This window comes from Pseudomonas sp. W17 (genome assembly GCF_040268305.1).
GTDB classification, from domain to species: domain Bacteria; phylum Pseudomonadota; class Gammaproteobacteria; order Pseudomonadales; family Pseudomonadaceae; genus Aquipseudomonas; species Aquipseudomonas protegens.
The window spans coordinates 5,654,003-5,672,234 of the sequence record NZ_CP158490.1 but is presented as its reverse complement, the minus strand read 5'-3'; the positions used below and the strand labels follow the sequence as shown (position 1 = coordinate 5,672,234).

17 protein-coding genes are annotated in these 18,232 nt (G+C 63.3%); 7 read left to right on the top strand and 10 right to left on the bottom strand.

Features of this window, described 5'->3' with window-relative positions; genetic code table 11:
- Positions 1-43: 43 nt before the first annotated feature.
- The 6 genes from ABCR88_RS25930 to ABCR88_RS25905 all read right to left on the bottom strand — a co-directional run bounded on the left by ABCR88_RS25930 (position 44) and on the right by ABCR88_RS25905 (position 7,306).
- Positions 44-1,465 (bottom strand): di-heme oxidoredictase family protein, encoded by a 1,422-nt coding sequence (locus tag ABCR88_RS25930; RefSeq protein WP_019092984.1) that lies wholly within the window; start codon positions 1,463-1,465, stop codon positions 44-46.
- A gap of 200 nt (positions 1,466-1,665) precedes the next feature.
- Positions 1,666-3,006, bottom strand: a complete 1,341-nt coding sequence (locus tag ABCR88_RS25925; RefSeq protein ID WP_011063082.1) for an imelysin family protein — start codon at positions 3,004-3,006, stop codon at positions 1,666-1,668.
- A gap of 162 nt (positions 3,007-3,168) precedes the next feature.
- On the bottom strand, positions 3,169-5,220 hold the full coding sequence (locus ABCR88_RS25920; protein ID WP_011063081.1) for a bifunctional diguanylate cyclase/phosphodiesterase: 2,052 nt from the start codon (positions 5,218-5,220) through the stop codon (positions 3,169-3,171).
- A gap of 303 nt (positions 5,221-5,523) precedes the next feature.
- Positions 5,524-6,120 (bottom strand): Fe-Mn family superoxide dismutase, encoded by a 597-nt coding sequence (locus tag ABCR88_RS25915; protein ID WP_011063080.1) that lies wholly within the window; start codon positions 6,118-6,120, stop codon positions 5,524-5,526.
- Between the two features lie 176 nt (positions 6,121-6,296).
- Positions 6,297-6,899 carry a LysE/ArgO family amino acid transporter gene (locus ABCR88_RS25910; RefSeq protein WP_011063079.1) on the bottom strand — a complete coding sequence of 201 codons (603 nt, stop codon included), beginning with the start codon at positions 6,897-6,899 and terminating at the stop codon, positions 6,297-6,299.
- Positions 6,900-6,901: 2 nt separating this feature from the next.
- Positions 6,902-7,306 carry an ACT domain-containing protein gene (locus ABCR88_RS25905; protein ID WP_011063078.1) on the bottom strand — a complete coding sequence of 135 codons (405 nt, stop codon included), beginning with the start codon at positions 7,304-7,306 and terminating at the stop codon, positions 6,902-6,904.
- A gap of 110 nt (positions 7,307-7,416) precedes the next feature.
- On the opposite strand from ABCR88_RS25905, the gene ABCR88_RS25900 reads away from it, so the two are divergent.
- The 4 genes from ABCR88_RS25900 to ABCR88_RS25885 all read left to right on the top strand — a co-directional run bounded on the left by ABCR88_RS25900 (position 7,417) and on the right by ABCR88_RS25885 (position 11,321).
- Entirely contained in the window at positions 7,417-8,316 is a 900-nt protein-coding gene (locus tag ABCR88_RS25900) for a LysR family transcriptional regulator ArgP (protein ID WP_123472907.1), read from the top strand.
- Between the two features lie 97 nt (positions 8,317-8,413).
- On the top strand, positions 8,414-9,406 hold the full coding sequence (locus ABCR88_RS25895; RefSeq protein ID WP_350403671.1) for an NAD-dependent epimerase/dehydratase family protein: 993 nt from the start codon (positions 8,414-8,416) through the stop codon (positions 9,404-9,406).
- A gap of 106 nt (positions 9,407-9,512) precedes the next feature.
- Positions 9,513-10,352, top strand: a complete 840-nt coding sequence (locus ABCR88_RS25890; RefSeq protein WP_232641847.1) for an ATPase — start codon at positions 9,513-9,515, stop codon at positions 10,350-10,352.
- Between the two features lie 123 nt (positions 10,353-10,475).
- A complete protein-coding gene (locus tag ABCR88_RS25885; RefSeq protein ID WP_041119668.1) occupies positions 10,476-11,321 on the top strand; it encodes a cache domain-containing protein in 846 nt (281 codons plus the stop codon).
- A gap of 87 nt (positions 11,322-11,408) precedes the next feature.
- Here the strand turns inward: ABCR88_RS25885 and ABCR88_RS25880 are convergent, their stop codons facing one another.
- Positions 11,409-12,926 (bottom strand): MDR family MFS transporter, encoded by a 1,518-nt coding sequence (locus tag ABCR88_RS25880; RefSeq protein WP_041119666.1) that lies wholly within the window; start codon positions 12,924-12,926, stop codon positions 11,409-11,411.
- Positions 12,927-13,322: 396 nt separating this feature from the next.
- Between ABCR88_RS25880 and ABCR88_RS25875 the strand changes: the two genes are divergently transcribed.
- Positions 13,323-14,237, top strand: a complete 915-nt coding sequence (locus ABCR88_RS25875) for a helix-turn-helix domain-containing protein (RefSeq protein ID WP_011063072.1) — start codon at positions 13,323-13,325, stop codon at positions 14,235-14,237.
- Here ABCR88_RS25875 and ABCR88_RS25870 read toward each other — a convergent pair.
- Both ABCR88_RS25870 and ABCR88_RS25865 read right to left on the bottom strand, forming a co-directional pair.
- The gene (locus ABCR88_RS25870) at positions 14,230-14,406 is read right to left on the bottom strand and encodes a hypothetical protein (protein WP_015636796.1); all 177 of its coding nucleotides are present in this window, start codon (positions 14,404-14,406) and stop codon (positions 14,230-14,232) included. The two genes, ABCR88_RS25875 and ABCR88_RS25870, sit on opposite strands and share 8 nt — an antisense overlap.
- Positions 14,407-14,547: 141 nt before the next feature.
- Positions 14,548-15,453, bottom strand: coding sequence for a LysR family transcriptional regulator (locus ABCR88_RS25865; protein WP_011063070.1), 906 nt, complete (start codon positions 15,451-15,453; stop codon positions 14,548-14,550).
- A gap of 113 nt (positions 15,454-15,566) precedes the next feature.
- Here ABCR88_RS25865 and ABCR88_RS25860 point away from each other — a divergent pair, with 113 nt between their 5' ends.
- Positions 15,567-16,451 carry an MBL fold metallo-hydrolase gene (locus ABCR88_RS25860; RefSeq protein WP_011063069.1) on the top strand — a complete coding sequence of 295 codons (885 nt, stop codon included), beginning with the start codon at positions 15,567-15,569 and terminating at the stop codon, positions 16,449-16,451.
- A gap of 69 nt (positions 16,452-16,520) precedes the next feature.
- Positions 16,521-17,135, top strand: coding sequence for an NAD(P)-dependent oxidoreductase (locus ABCR88_RS25855; protein ID WP_041119664.1), 615 nt, complete (start codon positions 16,521-16,523; stop codon positions 17,133-17,135).
- A 104-nt stretch (positions 17,136-17,239) separates the two neighbouring features.
- On the opposite strand, the gene ABCR88_RS25850 is transcribed toward ABCR88_RS25855, so the two are convergent.
- Positions 17,240-18,121, bottom strand: coding sequence for a LysR substrate-binding domain-containing protein (locus ABCR88_RS25850; RefSeq protein WP_350403670.1), 882 nt, complete (start codon positions 18,119-18,121; stop codon positions 17,240-17,242).
- Positions 18,122-18,232: the final 111 nt, after the last annotated feature.

Here is an 18,232-nt window from a genome sequence, read left to right as displayed (position 1 = left end):
GTTCGGGCTCCCTTTATTGTGGAGAAAACGTGTGAGTCGAGCGTTATAGAGAATTCAGGAATGCCAGCAACGCGGCGCGCTGCTGGGCATTGAAGGTCAAGACCTGTTGTTTCGCGCCTTCGGCTTCGCCGCCGTGCCAGAGCACCGCCTCCATCAGGTTGCGGGCGCGGCCGTCATGCAGGAACTGGGTGTGGCCGCTGACGGTTTCGGTAAGGCCGATGCCCCACAGCGGCGCGGTGCGCCAGTCGCGGCCACTGGCCTTGAACTCCGTGCGGTGGTCCGCAAGGCCTTCGCCCATGTCATGCAGCAGCAGGTCGCTGTAGGGGCGTATCACCTGGTTGGCCAGCTCGGGTTCGGCGGCGTTGGCCGCGGTGGTGAAACTTGGGGTATGGCAGGACTGGCAGCCGGCCTGGAAGAACAGGTTCTTGCCGGCCAGGACCTGGGGCGAGTCGACATCGCGACGTGCCGGCACCGCCAGGTTGCGGGTATAGAACAGCACCAGGCGCAGGATGTTGTCGCTGACCTCCGGCTCGCCATCCGGGCCGTTGCCATTGGGGGCCTGCTTGCAGGCGGTTTGCGCGTCGGTGCAGTCATCGAAGGGTCTCAGACGGGTGGTCAGGCCCATATCACCAGAAAACGCGTGAACATTTTGTTGATTGAGGTTGGGTTGTCCGGCTTTCCAGCCAAAACGCCCGAGTACGGTCTTTTGCAGGGCGTCATCCCAGACCCAGTTGGGCCGGCCGGCGATGGCATTTTTATTCGCCGGCCTGGCATTGGCCAGGATCGCCTCTTCGGGAATGGCTTCCAGCAGCCCCAGGCCGATCATCGGTGGCGCCACCCGGGCGGAAAAACGCGTGTCCGGGTGCATAGGCCCGTAGCCCAGGTCGGTGATCTGCAGCTTGGGTTTGCGCAGCTCCACTTGAGTGCCGTCCTGGAAGCGTACCGGCAGGGGATCGTAGTCCACCCGTACCCGGCCTTCCGGAGCGACCCCGGGAATGGCCATGTCCTGCAACTGGCCGCCGTACACCGGCTCCGGAACGATGCCTGCCTGTTCGATGAGCCTGGCAAAGGCCGGATCGTCGGGGATCGACAGGCGCACCAGCATTGACACCGCGTTCAGCGCATCCGGCGCCGGGGGATGGCCGCGCCCGTCCTTGACGTGGCAGTTCTGGCAGGCGTTGGTGTTGAACAACGGGCCGAGGCCGTCGCGGGCGGTGGTGGTGGAGGGGGCGATGACCCAGGGGCTGCGGAAGAAACTGTTGCCGACGCTGAAGTCCAGGCGCCGGGTGGGTGGCAGGTTGGCCGACGGCAGGGAGAAGGCATTGCGATCGCTCTTGTTGACCGTGGTCGCGCCGCCCGCCCGGGCTTCTCCAGGTTCGGCCTGGGTAAAGCGCGGCGCGTCATCGCAGGCACTCAGGCTCAGGGCCATGAACAGAGCGGACCAGCGAAGCGGCAACGAGGGCATCGGACATCCTGCAAGACGAGCAAAACAAGGGCGCAAAGTCTAACAGGGCGGCCTGGATTGAATAAGAGGAATTATCGTTTGGTTTGACCCAGGACAAGCTGGACGGGGCGCAGGCAACGATGTTGCAGGTTGTGCAAACGGCTGCGGCGGGCACAAAAAAGGCGACCCGAGGGTCGCCTTTCTGCCTGGCGCAATGCTGATCAGAATTCGTGATCGGCGTTGTCCGGGTTCAGGTCGCTGATGCCCAGCTTGCCGGCGGCCTGCTCGATCGAGCCGGTCTGCTTGACCAGGGCGGCGATGGCGTCACGCACGATCTGGTTGCCGGACTCGTTGCCCGCCGCAATCAGTTGGTCGTAGTGCTCGCCCTTGTTGGCGTGGTCGACCATGACCTGGATCTTGGCTTCGGTGGCCGCCAGGTCGGCTTTCAGGGCCGCGTCGGCGGCCGGGTCGGCCTTGGCCACCAGGGACGACAGGCTGGCGCCGCTCATCTTGGTGCCGTCGGTACGGGTGTACTCGCCCAGGTAGACGTTGCGGATGCCCTTGGCGTCGTAGAAGTGCGAGTTGTGGGTGTTGTCGCTGAAGCAGTCCTGCTCGTCTTCAGGGGAGTTGGCTTCCAGGGAAACCTTCATCCGCTCGCCGGCCAGTTCACCCAGGGACAGGCTGCCCATGCCGAACAGCATCTTGCGCAGGCCGGTCTCGGCCGGCTCGGCTTCCAGGGTGGCGCGGTAGTTGTCGGCCACGTCCGGCTTCCAGTTGCCGACCATTTCTTCCAGGTCGTTGACCAGCAGTTGGGTCACGGCCTTCAGGTAGGCACGACGACGATCGTTATGGCCACCGGTGGCACCGGCACCTTCCAGGTAGTCCGAAGCAGGGCGGGCGCCGGCGCCAGGGCCGGTACCGTTGAGGTCCTGGCCCCAGAGCAGGAATTCGATGGCGTGGTAGCCTGTGGCGACGTTGGCCTCGGCACCGCCCAGCTCGTTCAGGCTGGCGAGTTTTTCCGGGGTGATGTCTTTCACGTCGACCTTGTCTTCGCCGACCTGAATCTCGGTGTTGGCGATGATGTTGGCGGTGGCACCCGGGTTGCCCAGTGCGTGCTCGTAGCTCTTGTCGACGTAGTCGATCAGGCCTTCGTCCAGGGGCCAGGCGTTCACCTGACCTTCCCAGTCATCGATGATGGTATTGCCGAAGCGGAACACTTCGCTCTGCAGGTAAGGCACGCGAGCGGCGACCCAGGCAGCCTTGGCGGCTTTCAGGGTGTCGTCGTTGGGCTTGGCGAGGAAGGCATCGATGGCGGTCTGCAGGGTTTTCGCGGTGGATTCGGAGTCGCTGTATACGGCGAAGACCATGTCGGCGTAATGCGCGACCACGGCCTTGGCAGCCGCTTCGTCGACCTTGCCGGCTGCATCGGCCGCTGGGGTGGCAGTGCTGGTGGCCGGGGTCGGCGCTTGGGCGGCAGCCTTGTCGTCTTTGCCTTCGCCGCAGCCGGCGAGGGAAATTGCGATGGCCAACAGACTGGCGGTAGCCAGAGGCATACGAATCATGGCGAACATCCTGCTTCGAGAGGGGAGTGGACGGCGCGGGGGCGCGCAAAAGCTGCGACATAATGCGAAAGATTTGCATTATGTGTAAAGGGTTGTGCCTGGAAATATTTCTTATTCAACAGGGGATTGCGCTGGGTCAGGTTCGCCAGCGCCGTGCCTGGCTCAGAGGATTGCCGCATTGCTGCGCTGGGCCTGTTTCAGGTAGGCCCCCAGCTCCCGGGCGGGCAGGGGTTTGCTGTAGTGGTAGCCCTGACCTTCGTGGCAGCCTTCGGAGATGATGTAGGCCTCCTGCTCGGCAGTTTCCACGCCCTCGGCGATCACCTGCATGCCCAGGCTCTTACCCAGCTGGATGATCGCGCGCACGATGGTGGCATCGTCGTCGTCATCCAGCAGGTCCTGGACGAAGCTCTTGTCGATCTTGATCTTGTCCAGGGGCAGGCTCTTGAGGTAGCTCAGGGACGAGTAGCCAGTACCGAAGTCGTCGATGGCAATCAGGGCGCCGGAGCGGCGCAGGCTCAGCAGGTGTTGGGCGGCGGTGCTGATGTCTTCCATCAGGCCGGTTTCGGTGACTTCCAGCTCCAGGCTGCGGGGCGGCAGGCGGTAGATCTGCAACAGATTGTTGACCACCCGTGGCAACTCGGCGTGGTGCAGTTGCACGGTGGACAGGTTGACCGCCATGCGCAGGTCGCTGAAGCCCATGTCGTGCCATTCCCGCAGCTGGCGACAGGCCTGGTCCAGCACCCATTCGCCGATGGCGATGATGGTGCCGTTCTGTTCCGCCAGGGGAATGAACAGGTCTGGCGGCACCAGGCCATGCTCGGGGTGCTGCCAGCGGATCAGCGCTTCGACGCCCACCACACGGTGGTCGCGATAGCTGATCTGCGGTTGGTAGACGAGGAAGAACTGATCCCGGGCCAGGGCCTCGCGCAGGTCTTTTTCCAGCTCGCGGCGGCGACGCATCTCGCTGTCGACGCTGGCGATATAGAACTGATACCGATTGCGTGACCGGGTCTTGGCCAGGGTCATGGTCTGTTCGGCTTTTTGCAGGAGCTTTTCCGTGCTGTCGCCGTCTTCCGGGAACAGGGTGATACCAATGGTGGCACGCAGGCGGATTTCCTGGTGATCCAGGGCGAAGGTGGCCTCCAGGTCATCGAGGATGCTCTGGGCCAGTTCCGCAGCTTCGTAAGGCTGTTCGATATCGGCCTGGACCAGGGCGAACTGATCGCCCCCCAGGCGCGCCAGGGCGCCAAGCCGGCCGCTGTGGCCGCGCAGGCGGTCGGCCAGGGCCAGCAACAGCTGGTCGCCGGTCTGGTAGCTGAACTGTTCGTTGATGCCCTTGAAATCATCCAGGCCGACACAGAGCACCGCCACCCGGCGTTGCAGGCGCCCGGCGTCCACCAGGATCTTGTCCAGTTGCTGTTGCAACTGCTGGCGGTTTGGCAAGCCGGTGAGGAAGTCGTACTGGGCCATGCGCAACAGGCTGTTTTCCGCCTCGTGACGCAAGTGGGTGTTGCGTTCGATGGAGGCCAGCAACTGGTTGGCGGTATTGATCCAGATACCCAGCTCGTTCTTCTCGTGGCCCTTGAGCAGGGGCAACTGGTGTTCGCTGGGGCGGTCGGGGTTGATGGTGGTCAGGTGCTCGATGATTCGCGACAGCGGCTTGGTCAGCAGCCAGTGATAGACCAGGTACAGCACCAGGCCCATGGCCAGGGCCCGCAGGACTCCGGAAATGAAGATGATCACCGAACTGACGATGAAGCCCTGGCCATAAGTGGCGGTGTCGAGGGTGATGCTCAGGTCGCCGTAATATTCGCTGTAGGGGCCACGGCCCACCAATTGCGTAGTGAAGGTGCGTTCCTGACCGAGGATCAGGTCGGTCAGCCAGCGGCTGGAGGATTTCTGCAGGTCGCGGGATTTCTCCGCGAGCATGGTCTCGTTCGGGTGGCCAATGGAGGCCATGCGCACAGCGTCATCCTGGAACAGGCCTTCAATGACTTGCATGCCCATTTCCCGATCCAGGCTGTAGACCGCCTGTGTCGATGGGTCGCGAAACATGTCGAGAATGCGCTGGGCATCGCTAGCTACCGCCTGCCGAGTCTTGTAGGCATCGAAGACGATCTGGGCGCAGCTCAGGACTACGCCCACTATGAGTGCCGACAGCAGCACAACCCGGAGCAACTTCACCGACAAGCTGTTTTTGAGTTCCAGCTTCAAAGGGCTATTCCTTGTTCCGTGCGTGTAGCGTCAAGTTGCCATGAGTATTGGCAATCCCGTGATGGCCGTCAAAGTGACATTAGTGCCGAGAACAGGATGTCTGCGGGCCATGCCCGGGTGATCAGAATCAGGATTGCTCGTGCTGTGGATAGTGTGTCGGTAGCGACGCCTTGCAACTTGAGGGGCGGCGTTGTTTTTTACCTGCCATGAATCTTAGCGCTTCAGGTGGGCGGGACAAGATCCCGGCTTTGCCACAGGCAAAAAAAACCCGGCCAGGCCGGGTTTTTTACACTGCAAACGGACTTAAGCGACGAAGTTCTTGCCTTCGAACTGCTCAGCCACGAATTTCCAGTTGACCAGGTTCCAGAATGCTTCGACGTATTTTGGACGAACGTTGCGGTAGTCGATGTAGTAGGCGTGTTCCCAGACGTCGCAGGTCAGCAGCGGGGTGTCGCCGCTGGTCAGCGGGTTGCCGGCGCCGATGGTGCTGGCCAGGGCCAGGGAGCCGTCAGCCTTTTTCACCAGCCAGCCCCAGCCGGAACCGAAGGTGCCAACCGAAGTCTTGGTGAATTCTTCTTTGAACTTGTCGAACGAACCGAACGCAGCATTGATGGCTTCAGCCAGGGCGCCGGTAGGTTGGCCGCCGGCGTTTGGCGCCAGGCAGTTCCAGTAGAAAGTGTGGTTCCAGACCTGGGCTGCGTTGTTGAAGATGCCGCCCGAAGAGGTTTTGACGATCTCTTCCAGAGTCTTGCCTTCGAACTCGGTGCCTGGCACCAGGTTGTTCAGGTTCACGACGTAGGTGTTGTGGTGCTTGTCGTGGTGGTATTCCAGGGTTTCCTTGGAAATGTGCGGCTGCAGAGCGTCGTGTGCATAGGGCAGCGGCGGCAATTCGAAAGCCATGATGATTCTCCTAATCAGGTCAGTTGCGGTGAGCGCAAGGCCGATCACGGGCGGCCAGACAAGCGCCGGGGAGTTTGTACTCTTTGCGGCGCAGGGTTCGGATCATAGCACCGGGGGGGCGGCTTAACCACGCAACAACTGTGTGGGATAGAGGTTCCAGAGCCTTTTGGAATAAGTCACGCGGCGCTGATCAACTGCAGGGCGACGCTGAACATCATCACCGCCACCAGCAGGTCGAGTATCCTCCAGGTGCTCGGGCGCGCCAGCCACGGAGCCAGCCAGGCGGCGCCCAGCGCCAGGGTGAAGAACCACAGCAGCGAAGCGCTCGCGGCCCCCACCACATAGGCGCCCGGCTCGGTCTGCTGGGCCCCCAGCGAGCCGATCAGCAGCACCGTGTCCAGGTACACGTGGGGGTTGAGCAGGGTCACCGCCAGGGCGCTCAGCATCACCGCCCGCAGCGAACGCACGGTCTGTCCTTCGCCCTGCTGCAGGCTCTGTTTCGAGCAGGCCCGGCGCAATGCCTGGGCGCCATACCAGATCAGGAACGCCGCGCCGCCCCAGCGTGCCACCGCCAGCAGCATCGGGCTCTGGGTGAGCACGGTGGCCAGGCCGAACACCCCGGCCGCCACCAGTAGCGCATCACAGGTGACGCACAGTGCCGCCACCGGCAGGTGGTGCTCGCGGCGCAGGCTCTGGGCCAGGACGAAAGCGTTCTGAGTACCGATGGCCATGATCAGGCCGAAGGCCACCAACAGGCCATTCACATAGCTTTGCCACATGGTTATTGCTCCTCGCCGGCGGCCAGTTGTTGCAATACCTGCATGGCCCGCCCGGCATCCGCCTGGCCGACAAACAGGTGGTCGTGGTAGTAGCCGGCGATCACGTTGCAACTGATCCCGGCCTTGCCCAGGGCCCCGGCGAAGGCAGCGGTCAAGCCCACGGCTTCGAGCGCCGAATGCACGTTGAGGGTGATCCAGGCGGCTACATAGTCGAAGCCCAGGCCCAGGCGCTCGGCCTGCTGGCGCGGGAGAATCACGGTCAGGCCTTCGCGCTCGCGAAAACTGCCCAGCACTTCGCAGTCCTGCAGCAGGCTGCGGTCGGGGAGGGAGCAGAACACGTACTCGCCGTCATTGAGCTGCGGGCTCATGCTGCGCAGCAGGGTTGCGAGGGAGGTTTCACCGGCCATGAACGGAATCCTTGAACGAAGAGGCATTGCTGAGGCTTTACGCTGGCTATTTTCCCGGCCAAGGTTGTATAAGAAAAACAAATATTGCTGATCTCTCATTAGGAAAACTGATGTTCGACTACAAGTTGCTCTCGGCCTTGGCCGCAGTGATCGAGCAGGCAGGGTTCGAGCGGGCGGCCCAGGTGCTGGGTTTGTCACAGTCGGCGATTTCCCAGCGGATCAAACTGCTGGAGGCCCGGGTCGGCCAGCCAGTGCTGGTGCGGGTGACGCCGCCGGCGCCGACGGAAATCGGCCGGCGCCTGCTCAACCATGTGCAGCAGGTGCGCCTGCTGGAGCGCGACCTGCAAAGCCTGGTGCCGGCGCTGGACGAGGAGGGCCTGCCGGAGCGCTTGCGCATCGCCCTCAACGCCGACAGCCTGGCCACCTGGTGGGCTGGCGCAGTGGGCGATTTTTGCGCCGAGCATCATCTGCTCCTGGATCTGGTGGTGGAAGACCAGACCGTCGGCCTCAAGCGCATGCGCGCCGGGGAAGTGGCGGCCTGCGTCTGTGCCAGCGAGCGCCCGGTGGCCGGGGCCCGCAGCCTGCTGCTGGGGGCCATGCGCTACCGGGCCATGGCCAGCCCGGAATTCATCGCTCGGCATTTTCCCCTGGGCGTGCGTGCCGAGCAGTTGCCGCGCACACCGGCGCTGGTGTTTGGCCCCGACGATTTCCTGCAGCATCGCTACCTGGCTTCCCTGGGCGTGGACGGTGCTTTCGAGCATCATCTGTGCCCGTCTTCCGAGGGCTTCATTCGCCTGACCGAGGCCGGCCTGGGCTGGGGGCTGGTACCCGAGTTGCAGGTCCGCGAGCAGCTCGAGCGGGGCCTGCTGTTGGAACTGTTGCCGGATAAACCCATCGATGTGCCGCTGTACTGGCATCATTGGCGCAACGGCGGCCAATTGCTGGGGCTGCTCACCGAGCACCTGGCACGTTTGTCGGCACAATGGCTGGTGCCCTGGGAGCAGCCGTAAGCGTCAAGCGACAAGCTGCAAGTAGACAGCTTGCGCACTGATTTTTAACTTGCAGCTTGTAGCTCGTAGCTCGTCACTGCTTTCTTAGGAATATTTCATGAAGATTCTGGTTACCGGCGCAAGCGGCTTCATCGGCGGGCGCTTCGCCCGCTTTGCCCTTGAGCAGGGCCTGGAGGTGCGGGTCAATGGCCGTCGCGCCGAAGCCGTGGAGCATCTGGTGCGCCGTGGCGCTGAGTTCGTCCAGGGTGACCTGAGCGATGCCGATCTGGTGCGCGATCTGTGCCGCGACGTCGACAGCGTGGTGCATTGCGCCGGTGCCGTGGGCTTGTGGGGACGCTACCAGGACTTTCACCAGGGCAATGTGCTGGTCACCGAAAACGTGGTCGAAGCCTGCCTCAAGCAGCGGGTGCAGCGGCTGGTGCACCTGTCTTCGCCCTCGATCTACTTCGACGGCCGGGATCACCTGGGGTTGACCGAGGAACAAGTGCCCAAGCGCCTCCGGCATCCTTATGCGGCCACCAAGTACCTGGCCGAGCAAAAGGTCTTCGGCGCCCAGGAGTTCGGCCTTGAAGTGCTTGCCCTGCGCCCGCGCTTCGTCACCGGCGCCGGCGACATGAGCATCTTCCCGCGGCTGTTGAAGATGCAGCGCAAGGGCCGCCTGGCCATTGTCGGCAACGGCCTGAACAAGGTCGATTTCACCAGTGTGCACAACCTCAACGAGGCGTTGTTCAGCAGCCTGCACGCCAGCGGCTCGGCCCTGGGCAAGGCCTACAACATCAGCAACGGCACACCGGTGCCTTTGTGGGATGTGGTCAATTATGTGATGCGCCAGATGCAGGTGCCGCAAGTCACCCGTTATCGCTCCTTCGGCCTGGCTTATGGCGTGGCGGCGCTCAACGAAGGTTTCTGCAAGCTCTGGCCGGGGCGGCCGGAGCCGACTCTGTCGCGCCTGGGAATGCAGGTCATGAACAAGAATTTCACCCTGGATATCAGCCGTGCCCGGCATTATCTCGGCTATGAGCCCAAGGTCAGCCTGTGGGCGGCCCTGGATGAGTTCTGCGCCTGGTGGAAAGCCCAGGACATAAGCTGAAACCAAAGACTGAACCGAGTTTGCCCGGCCTGGTCCATTGGCCGGGCGGATTAGCGGTTTATACTCGCCGCACTCAGCCACCACCGCGTTTCACAAAGGTTGCCCCATGCGTAACGATGCAAACGATGACTTCGACGACGTTCCCAGTCTGCGCGCCGATCCTCTCGACGACGATGTCTTTCCCACCACCAGCGCTGCCCGCGAGCGTACCTCCGTGCATTCGCGCGGCACGCCGGTAGTCAAGGTCAAGAGCCCCAGTACCGGCCCGCTCTGGGCATTGGTGGGCGCCTTGTTCTTTGCCTTCATCGGCCTTGCCTGGTGGAGCTTCCAGCAGATTTCGCTGATGGAACAGCAATTGGTGGCGACCCAGGAAAGCTTCGCCAGGATCAGTGAGGAAGCGGCCGGACGCCTGCAGGACATTTCCGGCAAGGTGGTGGCCAGCCAGAACAATGTCACCACCGACAGTGAAGCGCTGAAGCTGCAGATCAAGCAACTGGAGAGCCGCCTGCAGGACCAGAGCCGACAGCAGCAGGGCGTGGCGGGGCAGGCCACCGATCTGGACAAGCGCCTGGCGCAGATGAGCGCGCAGACCGCCGAACAGCAAGCAGCCAACAGCCAGTTGCAGGCTCAGGTGAAAGCCTTGAGCGGTGAACTGGCGAGCCTGAAAAGCGCCCAGACCGACAATGGCAAGGTTGATGCCCAGCTCAAGAGCCTGGGCGCCGACCTGGCCACGCTGAAGAAACAGGGCAATCCGAGCGCCGCCATCGAGCGTCTGGAACAGGACCTGATCGTGCTCAAGAGCCAGCAGGACAACCGTCCCGCCGCTGCGCAAAACGGTGCCAGCACTGCCGAGTTCGACGCCTTTCGCGGCCAGGTGACCCGCAACATCAACACGCTGCAAAGCCAGATCCAGAACCTGCAGCAGCAGATCAACACCCGCCCTTGATGGGGGCCGTCTTCCCACGCCTGGCGTGGGAAGGCGTCGGTTCACCCCCCGTGTGCTGAATGTTTCCGCATATCCTGCAGCCGTCTACGCTCTTCGAACGCCAACACGAACGAGGAGCGGGCGATGAGACTGTGGCTTGGAAATACCTGGGTGGGCTGGCTGCTGCTGTTGTGCTTGGGCCCGCTGCAGGCGGCGCCGTCGGTGGATGATGGCGCGGCGGCCCGGGCGCTGCTGGAAAAGGCCCTGGGCTACTACCACGATCAGGGCGACAAGGCATTCGCTGCCTTCAGCCGCCAGGGCGAGTTCGTCGACCACGACCGCTATGTGTTCGTGGTGGATACCCAAGGCGTGATGCTGGCCAGTGGCGGTCCCTCGTCGGCGTTGATTGGCCGTGATGTGTCGCAAGTCCTGGGGCCGGACCTGCGCAAGGCGTTCAAGCAAGCGTTGAAGACGCCCGAGGGCAATGGCATCCAGCAGGCCGAGTACCGCTGGCAGAACTGGGTCGACGGCAAGATCGAGCGCAAGCATGTGTATTTCCAGCGGGTCGGCGAACGCATCCTGGCGGTGGGTTACTACCAGCCCCGGGCGTCGGCCGAGCAGGCCAGGGCATTGCTGGAGAGGGCAGCCACGGCCCTGAGCACGGACCGCAACGGCACGCTCAAGGCGATCAACCAGTTGCAGGGCGGTTTTCTTGAAGACGATCTGTACGTGTTCGTGGTGGACATGGACAGCCGGCGCTACCTGGCCCATGGCACCAACCTGCGTTTGCTCAACACCGACTTCGCCAAGATCAAGGATCCCGAAGGCAAGCCGGTGGGCGAGCCGATGTTGGCGCTCATGGCTCGCGAGGATCAGGGCGAATACCAATACCGCTGGAAGAACCCGGTGACCGGCAAGGTGGAGGACAAGCACGCCTACCTGCGCAAGGTAGGGAATCTGCTGGTTGCGGTGGGCTACTACAGCCCTTGATCATGCTGCCCCGCAGCCGCTGCCGCAGGCTGCTTCAGCAAAGGCTGGAGCGCTTCGACCAAAGCGGCTACTGGAGCCCGGGGTGGGTTAACGCGCCTTGTCTTCACGACCGCGCAGCAGGCGATTGGGCATGGCGATCGCCGCTGCCAGCCCCAGCAGGGATACCCCGGCACTGACCAGCAACAGATGCTTGAAGGTCGTCAGCAACTCGGCTCGCAAGGCGTCCCGCGCCGTGCCGGGGGCGGCGTTCAGGCCTTCCAGCAGGGCATTGCCGGAGTGCCCTTCAACCATCAGCCCGGCGCCACCGAGATGGGCCAGGCTGGAATCCTGGAGCAAGGCCAGCAGCAACGCCGACATCAGCGCCACGCCCACCGCCCCGCCGAGGGCGCGGAACAGGTTGGTGGTGCTGGTCGCCACGCCGATATCCCGTTGCTCCACCGAGTTCTGCGTGCCCACCAGGGAGGTGGGGAACTGCATGCCGCCGGCGATCCCGCAGAGCAGCATGAACAGGCCGCTGAGCAGCTCCGACTGCGGCGGCACCAGGGCCATGCCGAGGATCGACAGCGGCATCAGCAGCGCGCCACTGAGGATCATCGGCTTGTAGCGCCCGGTGACCGAGGTCAGGCGCCCGGCACAATAGGCGCCCATTGGCAGACCCATGGCCAGCGGCAGCAGGTGCAGGGCGGCACTGTCAGCCCCGGCGCCGGTGATGCTCTGGAAGCGCAGCGGCATCAGCACGATCAGGGAAATGGCCTGGAAGCTGGTGAAGAAGATCGTGCACCAGCACAGCAGCGCGTTGCGGTTGGTGAACAGGTGCATCGGCAGCAGGGGTTCCCGGGCCCGGCGCTCATGCCAGACGAACAGTGCCAGGACGATGACCGCGATGGCCAGCAGATCGAGCACTTCGGCGCTGCGCCAGGAATAGCCCTGGCCTACCTGGGTGATACCCAGCAGCAGGGCGGTCAGGCCGATGATCATCAGCACGGTACCGAGGTAGTCGATGATCGGCTTGCGCTGGGGCACCGGCAGCCCGATCAGAGTGCGATGCGCCACCCACCAGGCGCCCAGGCCCAGAGGCAGGTTGATCAGGAACACCCAGCGCCAGGAAAGGAATTCGGTCATGTAGCCACCCAGCACCGGGCCGGCGACGCTGGCCACTGCGTACATGCTGCTGAAGTAGCCCTGGTAGCGGCCGCGCTCCCGGGGCGGAACTATGTCGCCAATGATGGCCTGGCTCACGGAGATCATGCCGCCGGCGCCGATACCCTGAAAAATCCGCGCCAGCACCAGTTGCTCCATGTTCTGTGCCAGGCCGCAGAACAACGAAGCCAGGGTGAACAGCCCCATGCCGAACAGCATCAAGCGGCGGCGGCCGTAGAGGTCGCCGAGCTTGCCGTAGATGGGCACTGCCACGGTCATCGCCACCATGTAGCCGGAGATCACCCAGGCCAGCAGGCCGACGTCCTTGAACTGGGCGGAAATGGCCGGCATGGAGACGGCGACAATGGTCTGGTCCAGGGCGCCGAGAAAGATCGCCAGCATCAGGGCGATCAGCACGCTGCGAATGGCCGGTTTGGGCGAGACGGGCTGTTGGAAGTGGGTCACGAAAGAACCTGCGGGCAGAGATTGACCCGGCGGAGCAAGGCCGGTGGAAGTGCGCTTCAGTGTACTAGATAGGAGCCTACTAGATAGCCATACAAGGAAGTCTCCGGGGATTTTTCATCTGGGCTTAACTGATGGGAACGATGCTCTGTGAAGACCTGGGCGGTCAGACGAAAGCACAGATTATTCGGCGGGAATTAGCTGGTAATGGGACGCATTCTGTATAGTGCCCGGCACTGGGCTGATGCTCTGAACACCGGCCCGGTCAATGTCCATTGATGTTGCTATTGCTTGCATTTCGCCCGGGCGTATTCGTTTATCGAAGAGCCCTGGCGGTTGTCTGATGGTTCGCCCGCTGGCGCCCCCGTCGCCCGTCACACTGAGGCCTGGACTGTAGTGATGAACAAGCCTGCCCTTGCGTCGATTCCGGTGTTCAAGCTCTATGGCGAGAGCCTGGACTGGCCTACCCCGGACCTGCTTCATTGCGAGCCCATCAGCCAGCGCAGCCGCGAGCACCATTGGGAAATCAAGCCCCATCGGCATGCAGACCTCTGCCAGTTGCTGTTTGTATACCGTGGGCAGGCGGAACTGGAGATCGAAGGCCAGCGTACCCTCCTGGACAAATCGATGGTCCAGGTCCTGCCGCCGCTGTCGGTCCATGGCTTCCGGTTTTCCGAAGACATAGAAGGTTATGTGGTGACGCTGGCAGCGCCGCTGGTAAGCCATCTGCAAACCCAACTGGGGCAGGGGCAAAATACCCTGGCCAGGCCCGAGGGATATCCGACGGGGGCAGACGAGGCGTACCTGAACGGTTTGTTCGCCGCCTTGCAGCAGGAGTACCAGGGGCAGCAGCCGGCTCGGGAAATGCTCATGCATGCGCTGGTCAGCATGATTGTGGTCTGGGTCGGGCGCCAGGCGTTGCAGCGCAGCAGTGCCAGCCGGCGTCCCCAGCGGGCCCGTGAGTATTTCAATGGCTTCATCCAGTTGGTGGAAGCCCATTACCGCGAGCATGTGAAGGTCGAGGACCTGGCCCACAAGCTGGGCATTTCCGTGTCGCACCTCAACGGCACCTGCCGTGAACTGGCAGGGCAGCCGGCGCTGCAGATCATGCACGAACGCCAGCTACTGGAAGCCAAGCGGCTGCTGACCTACACCGGGATGACCATCTACGAGATTTCCGCGGACCTGGGGTTTTCCGACCCCACCAACTTCACCCGGCTGTTCCGGCGCCGGGAGGGGATCTCGCCCAAGGTATTTCGCGACCGCCTGAAGGCCGATCAGGCTGGGGACGCCGATTCGCTGACGCTCACCTGAGGGCGTTCAAGGTGGCGTTGTGGGGCATGCAGCGTTCCAGGTTGCAACTGGCGTAGTTGCGCGGTTGCATGCGCGCCTGCTCCACGCGATAAGCGGCAGTACCGTATAGCGCCAGGGTCACGGTGCAGGTCATGAAGATGGCCAGGTACCTTCTTGTCTTGACGTTCATGGCAACGACCTCTGAACCCATACCCCTTTGGTTTAAAGGGGTACTGTTATCAGCATAGGTCAGTTGCGGGGGCTTGCCCGGCCTGTTTGGCAGGGTATTCAGCAGTTGGATCGAGCAGCCCGGCCAGCGCCGTGCATCTATCTACAAACCTTCGTCCCAGAGCGGTTGCTGGGGAAACCTGAGGACCAGGAAGTCGAGCATGCTGCGCAAGGTCGCCGGCATGTGCTTGCGCGAGGCATAGACCGCGTACATGTTCATCGTGCGCGGTTCGGCGTGGGGCAGCAGGCGTACCAGCTCTCCACGCTTGATGTACTCACCGGCCTGGTAGCTGGGCAGCATGGCGATCCCGGCGCCGGCCATGGTGGTGCGCAGCAGCGTGCTGGCCTCGTTGGCGCTGATGTTGCCCTGCACCGGCACCGATACCTGTTCGCCATCCTGTTCGAAATGCCACAGGCTCTTGCCGAAGTAGGAGTGGGTCAGGCAGTTGTGCCGGTTCAGTTCCTCCACCCGCTGGGGCGCGGGGTGCTCTCGCAGATAGGCCGGCGAGGCGCAGATCACCGAGCGGCAGACCGTCAGGCGCCGGGCGATCAGGTTCGGGTCCAGGTCGTTGCTGGTACGGATCGCCAGGTCAATGCGTTCATCCACCAGGTTTACCGTGCGATCGAGCATCTGCAGGTCGATGCTGACCCCCGGGTAGCGCTTGACGTAGTCGGCCACGGCATCCGCCAGTTGCGACTGGCCGAACGAGGTACTGACGCTGATGCGCAGCAGGCCGCGGGGTGCATCGTCCGGCTCGCCAACCGCGGCCTGCATGTCGCTGGACAGCTCCAGCATCTGCCGGCAGCGGGGCAGTATCTCACCGCCGGCGGCGGTCAGGCTGAGCTTGCGCGTGGTTCGGTGCATCAGCCGGGCGCCGACCCAGTCCTCCAATTCCGCCAGATAACGTGAAACCACCGGACGCGACAGGTCCAGGTGATCGGCGGCGGCCGACTGGCTGCCCAGGTCGACGACGGTGACGAAGACCCGCATTGCTTGGAGACGATCCATGATTTGCCCGCTTTCAGAAACAAACTATGTTCAAGCATCGCATTTTTTGTAACGAGTCTGGCAACTAAGCTCTGTCCATCCCAACCCAGCCAACAGATGCCGGAGCTGCCCTCATGATCGGATTCACTTCACTCAAACGCTTGCTGCTGGCCACTGCCACCCTGGGCTTTGCCGCCCATGCGGCAGCCGCCGAGCCGACCCTGAGCCTGGATGTCTACAACCCGGGCGCCAACGCAATCTTCCCGGTGACCTCGGTGCTGGTCAGCGGCAAGAAGGACGCGATCCTGGTGGACGCCCAGTTCGGCAAGTCCCAGGCCCAGCAACTGGTGGACAAGATTCGCGCCAGCGGCAAGCACTTGACCACCATCTACATCAGCCATGGTGACCCGGACTACTACTTCGGCCTCGACACCCTGACCGCCGCCTTCCCCGACGCCAAGGTGGTGGCATCGCAGCCGACCGTGGATCACATCAAGGCCACGGTGGACGGCAAGCTGGCGTTCTGGGGCCCGAAAATGGGCGCCGACGTACCGGCCAAGACCATCGTGCCGGGCGTGCTCAAGGGCCACAGCCTGACCCTGGAAGGGCAGAAGCTCGACGTCATTGGCCTGGACGGCAAGCAGCCGGACCGCAGCTTTGTGTGGATCCCGTCGATCAAGGCGGTGGTCGGTGGCGTGGTGGTCGCGGAAAACATCCACGTGTGGATGGCCGACACCCAGACCCCGCAGTCTCATGCGGACTGGCTGGCTACCCTCAAGACCATCGACAGCCTGCAACCCAAGACCGTGATCCCCGGGCACTTCCTCGGTGACAGCGCGCGTTCCCTGGCCCCGGTGCACTTCACCGCGGACTACATCAAGGCCTTCGACGAGGAAACCGCCAAGGCCAAGGATTCCGCCGAGCTGATCGCGGCCATGAAAAAGCGTTACCCGGACCTGGGCGAGGACAGCTCCCTGGAGCTGAGCGCCAAGGTCGCCAAGGGCGAAATGAAGTGGTGAAAACGGTTTGACCCGCCCCCTTGTTGGGGCGGATGCCTCTGTACTCTCTTAGCCAACTGGAGACATGTCATGAGCAAGATCGCAATCATTGGTGCCACCGGCCGTGCCGGTAGCCAACTGCTGGAAGAAGCCCTGCGTCGCGGCCACAGCGTGACCGCCATCGCTCGCAACACGGCGAAGATTGGTTCGCGTGCCGGCGTGGTCAGCCGCGATGTGGATGTGGCCGACAGTGCCGCGCTTAAAGCGGCGGTGGCCGGTCACGATGTGGTGATCAGCGCGGCGCATTTTTCCAGCATCGCAGCCAATGCCATCATCGACCCGGTGAAAAAGGCCGGGGTCAAGCGCCTGCTGGTGGTAGGCGGTGCCGGTTCGCTGTTACTGCCGGGTGGCAGCAAGGTCATCGATAGCCCGGGCTTCCCGGAGGAATACAAGGCCGAAGCCAGCGCCGGCGGGGTGTACCTGGAGACCCTGCGCAAGGAGCAGGACCTGGACTGGACCTTCCTTTCGCCATCGGCGGAGTTCGTCGAGGGTGAGCGTACCGGGCACTTCCGCCTGGGCCAGGACGACCTGCTGGTCAGCGCAGAGGGCCGCAGCTGGATCACTTTTGCCGACTACGCCATCGCCATGCTCGACGAGGTGGAAAAGCCGGCTCATAGCCGTCAGCGTTTCACCGTCGGCTACTGATCATTGACCGATTGACCCGTTAGCCGCCTGCAGCAGGCGGTTACCGGGTTGTTCCGGCAAGCGTTGAAGGCCCCTCGCGGGGCTTTTCGCTGTCTGTCGGTATTTCAGCGCTGCCGGGCCTGTTCCACCAGCCAGTCCAGCAGTTCCTGCAGGGCCGGCGAAGGCCCCGGGCGCTCCGGGTACACCAGGTAATACGCCTGCCCTGTAGGTACCTTCAATTCAAAGGGCATGACCAGCCGCCCGGCACTCAGGTCATCGCCAATCAATGCCCAGTCGCCAATCGCCACACCTGTGCCCTGGGAGGCCACGGACATCGCCAGGTCCAGGGTCTCGAAGTGCTGGCCCTTGCCCAGGGTGTCCAGGGGTGTGCCAGCGGCCTTGAGCCAGGTTTGCCAGTCCCGTTGATCATGGGAGGGGTGCAGCAGCAGGTGCTGTTGCAGGTCTCCGGGGCTCGTCAGCGGCACCGGGCCTTCCAGCAGGGGCCGGGAACAGACCGGAGTCAGCTGTTCATTGAACAGGTGTCGCGAGCCCAGGGTCGGTGCCGGTGGCGCGCCGTACATGACCGCGGCGTCGAACGGCTCGCGGCCGAAATCCACACCATGGGCAATGGTGGTGGTCAGCTGCACCGGTACATCGGGGCGCTCCTTCTGCCACTGCAGCAACCGCGGCAGCAGCCAGCGCATCACGCAGGTCGGGGCCTTGAGCCGCAGGTTGCGCTTCTGGCCGCCGATCTCGTCCACCGCGCCATTGATCATTTCGAACACCTGCTGCACCCGTGGCAGCCATTCCAGCCCCTCCGCGGTGAGGCTCAGGCCCCGGGCCTGGCGCAGGAACAACGGATAGCCCAGGTGACTTTCCAGCCCGGCGATCTGCCGGCTCACCGCTCCCTGGGTGATGTGCAACTGCTCGGCGGCGCGAGTGAAGTTGCAGCACTGGGCGGTGATCAGAAAAGTGTGCAGCGCGGGCAAGGGAGGAAGGCGTTTCATGGCTGGCCGAGGCATGACGTGGGGACATGGCTAGTATGACTTTTTATCCATTGTTGCGGCTACAGGCCCACCGTTCCAATAGCCCCTCTATCGGCGCCCGCAGGCGTTTTC

Coding starts and splice junctions, on each gene's coding strand:
- ABCR88_RS25930 (WP_019092984.1), bottom strand. CDS start 1,465: ATGCCCTCGTTGCCGCTTCGCTGGTCCGCTCTGTTCATGGCCCTGAGC.
- ABCR88_RS25925 (WP_011063082.1), bottom strand. CDS start 3,006: ATGATTCGTATGCCTCTGGCTACCGCCAGTCTGTTGGCCATCGCAATT.
- ABCR88_RS25915 (WP_011063080.1), bottom strand. CDS start 6,120: ATGGCTTTCGAATTGCCGCCGCTGCCCTATGCACACGACGCTCTGCAG.
- ABCR88_RS25910 (WP_011063079.1), bottom strand. CDS start 6,899: ATGTGGCAAAGCTATGTGAATGGCCTGTTGGTGGCCTTCGGCCTGATC.
- ABCR88_RS25905 (WP_011063078.1), bottom strand. CDS start 7,306: ATGGCCGGTGAAACCTCCCTCGCAACCCTGCTGCGCAGCATGAGCCCG.
- ABCR88_RS25900 (WP_123472907.1), top strand. CDS start 7,417: ATGTTCGACTACAAGTTGCTCTCGGCCTTGGCCGCAGTGATCGAGCAG.
- ABCR88_RS25895 (WP_350403671.1), top strand. CDS start 8,414: ATGAAGATTCTGGTTACCGGCGCAAGCGGCTTCATCGGCGGGCGCTTC.
- ABCR88_RS25890 (WP_232641847.1), top strand. CDS start 9,513: ATGCGTAACGATGCAAACGATGACTTCGACGACGTTCCCAGTCTGCGC.
- ABCR88_RS25885 (WP_041119668.1), top strand. CDS start 10,476: ATGAGACTGTGGCTTGGAAATACCTGGGTGGGCTGGCTGCTGCTGTTG.
- ABCR88_RS25875 (WP_011063072.1), top strand. CDS start 13,323: ATGAACAAGCCTGCCCTTGCGTCGATTCCGGTGTTCAAGCTCTATGGC.
- ABCR88_RS25870 (WP_015636796.1), bottom strand. CDS start 14,406: ATGAACGTCAAGACAAGAAGGTACCTGGCCATCTTCATGACCTGCACC.
- ABCR88_RS25865 (WP_011063070.1), bottom strand. CDS start 15,453: ATGGATCGTCTCCAAGCAATGCGGGTCTTCGTCACCGTCGTCGACCTG.
- ABCR88_RS25860 (WP_011063069.1), top strand. CDS start 15,567: ATGATCGGATTCACTTCACTCAAACGCTTGCTGCTGGCCACTGCCACC.
- ABCR88_RS25855 (WP_041119664.1), top strand. CDS start 16,521: ATGAGCAAGATCGCAATCATTGGTGCCACCGGCCGTGCCGGTAGCCAA.
- ABCR88_RS25850 (WP_350403670.1), bottom strand. CDS start 18,121: ATGAAACGCCTTCCTCCCTTGCCCGCGCTGCACACTTTTCTGATCACC.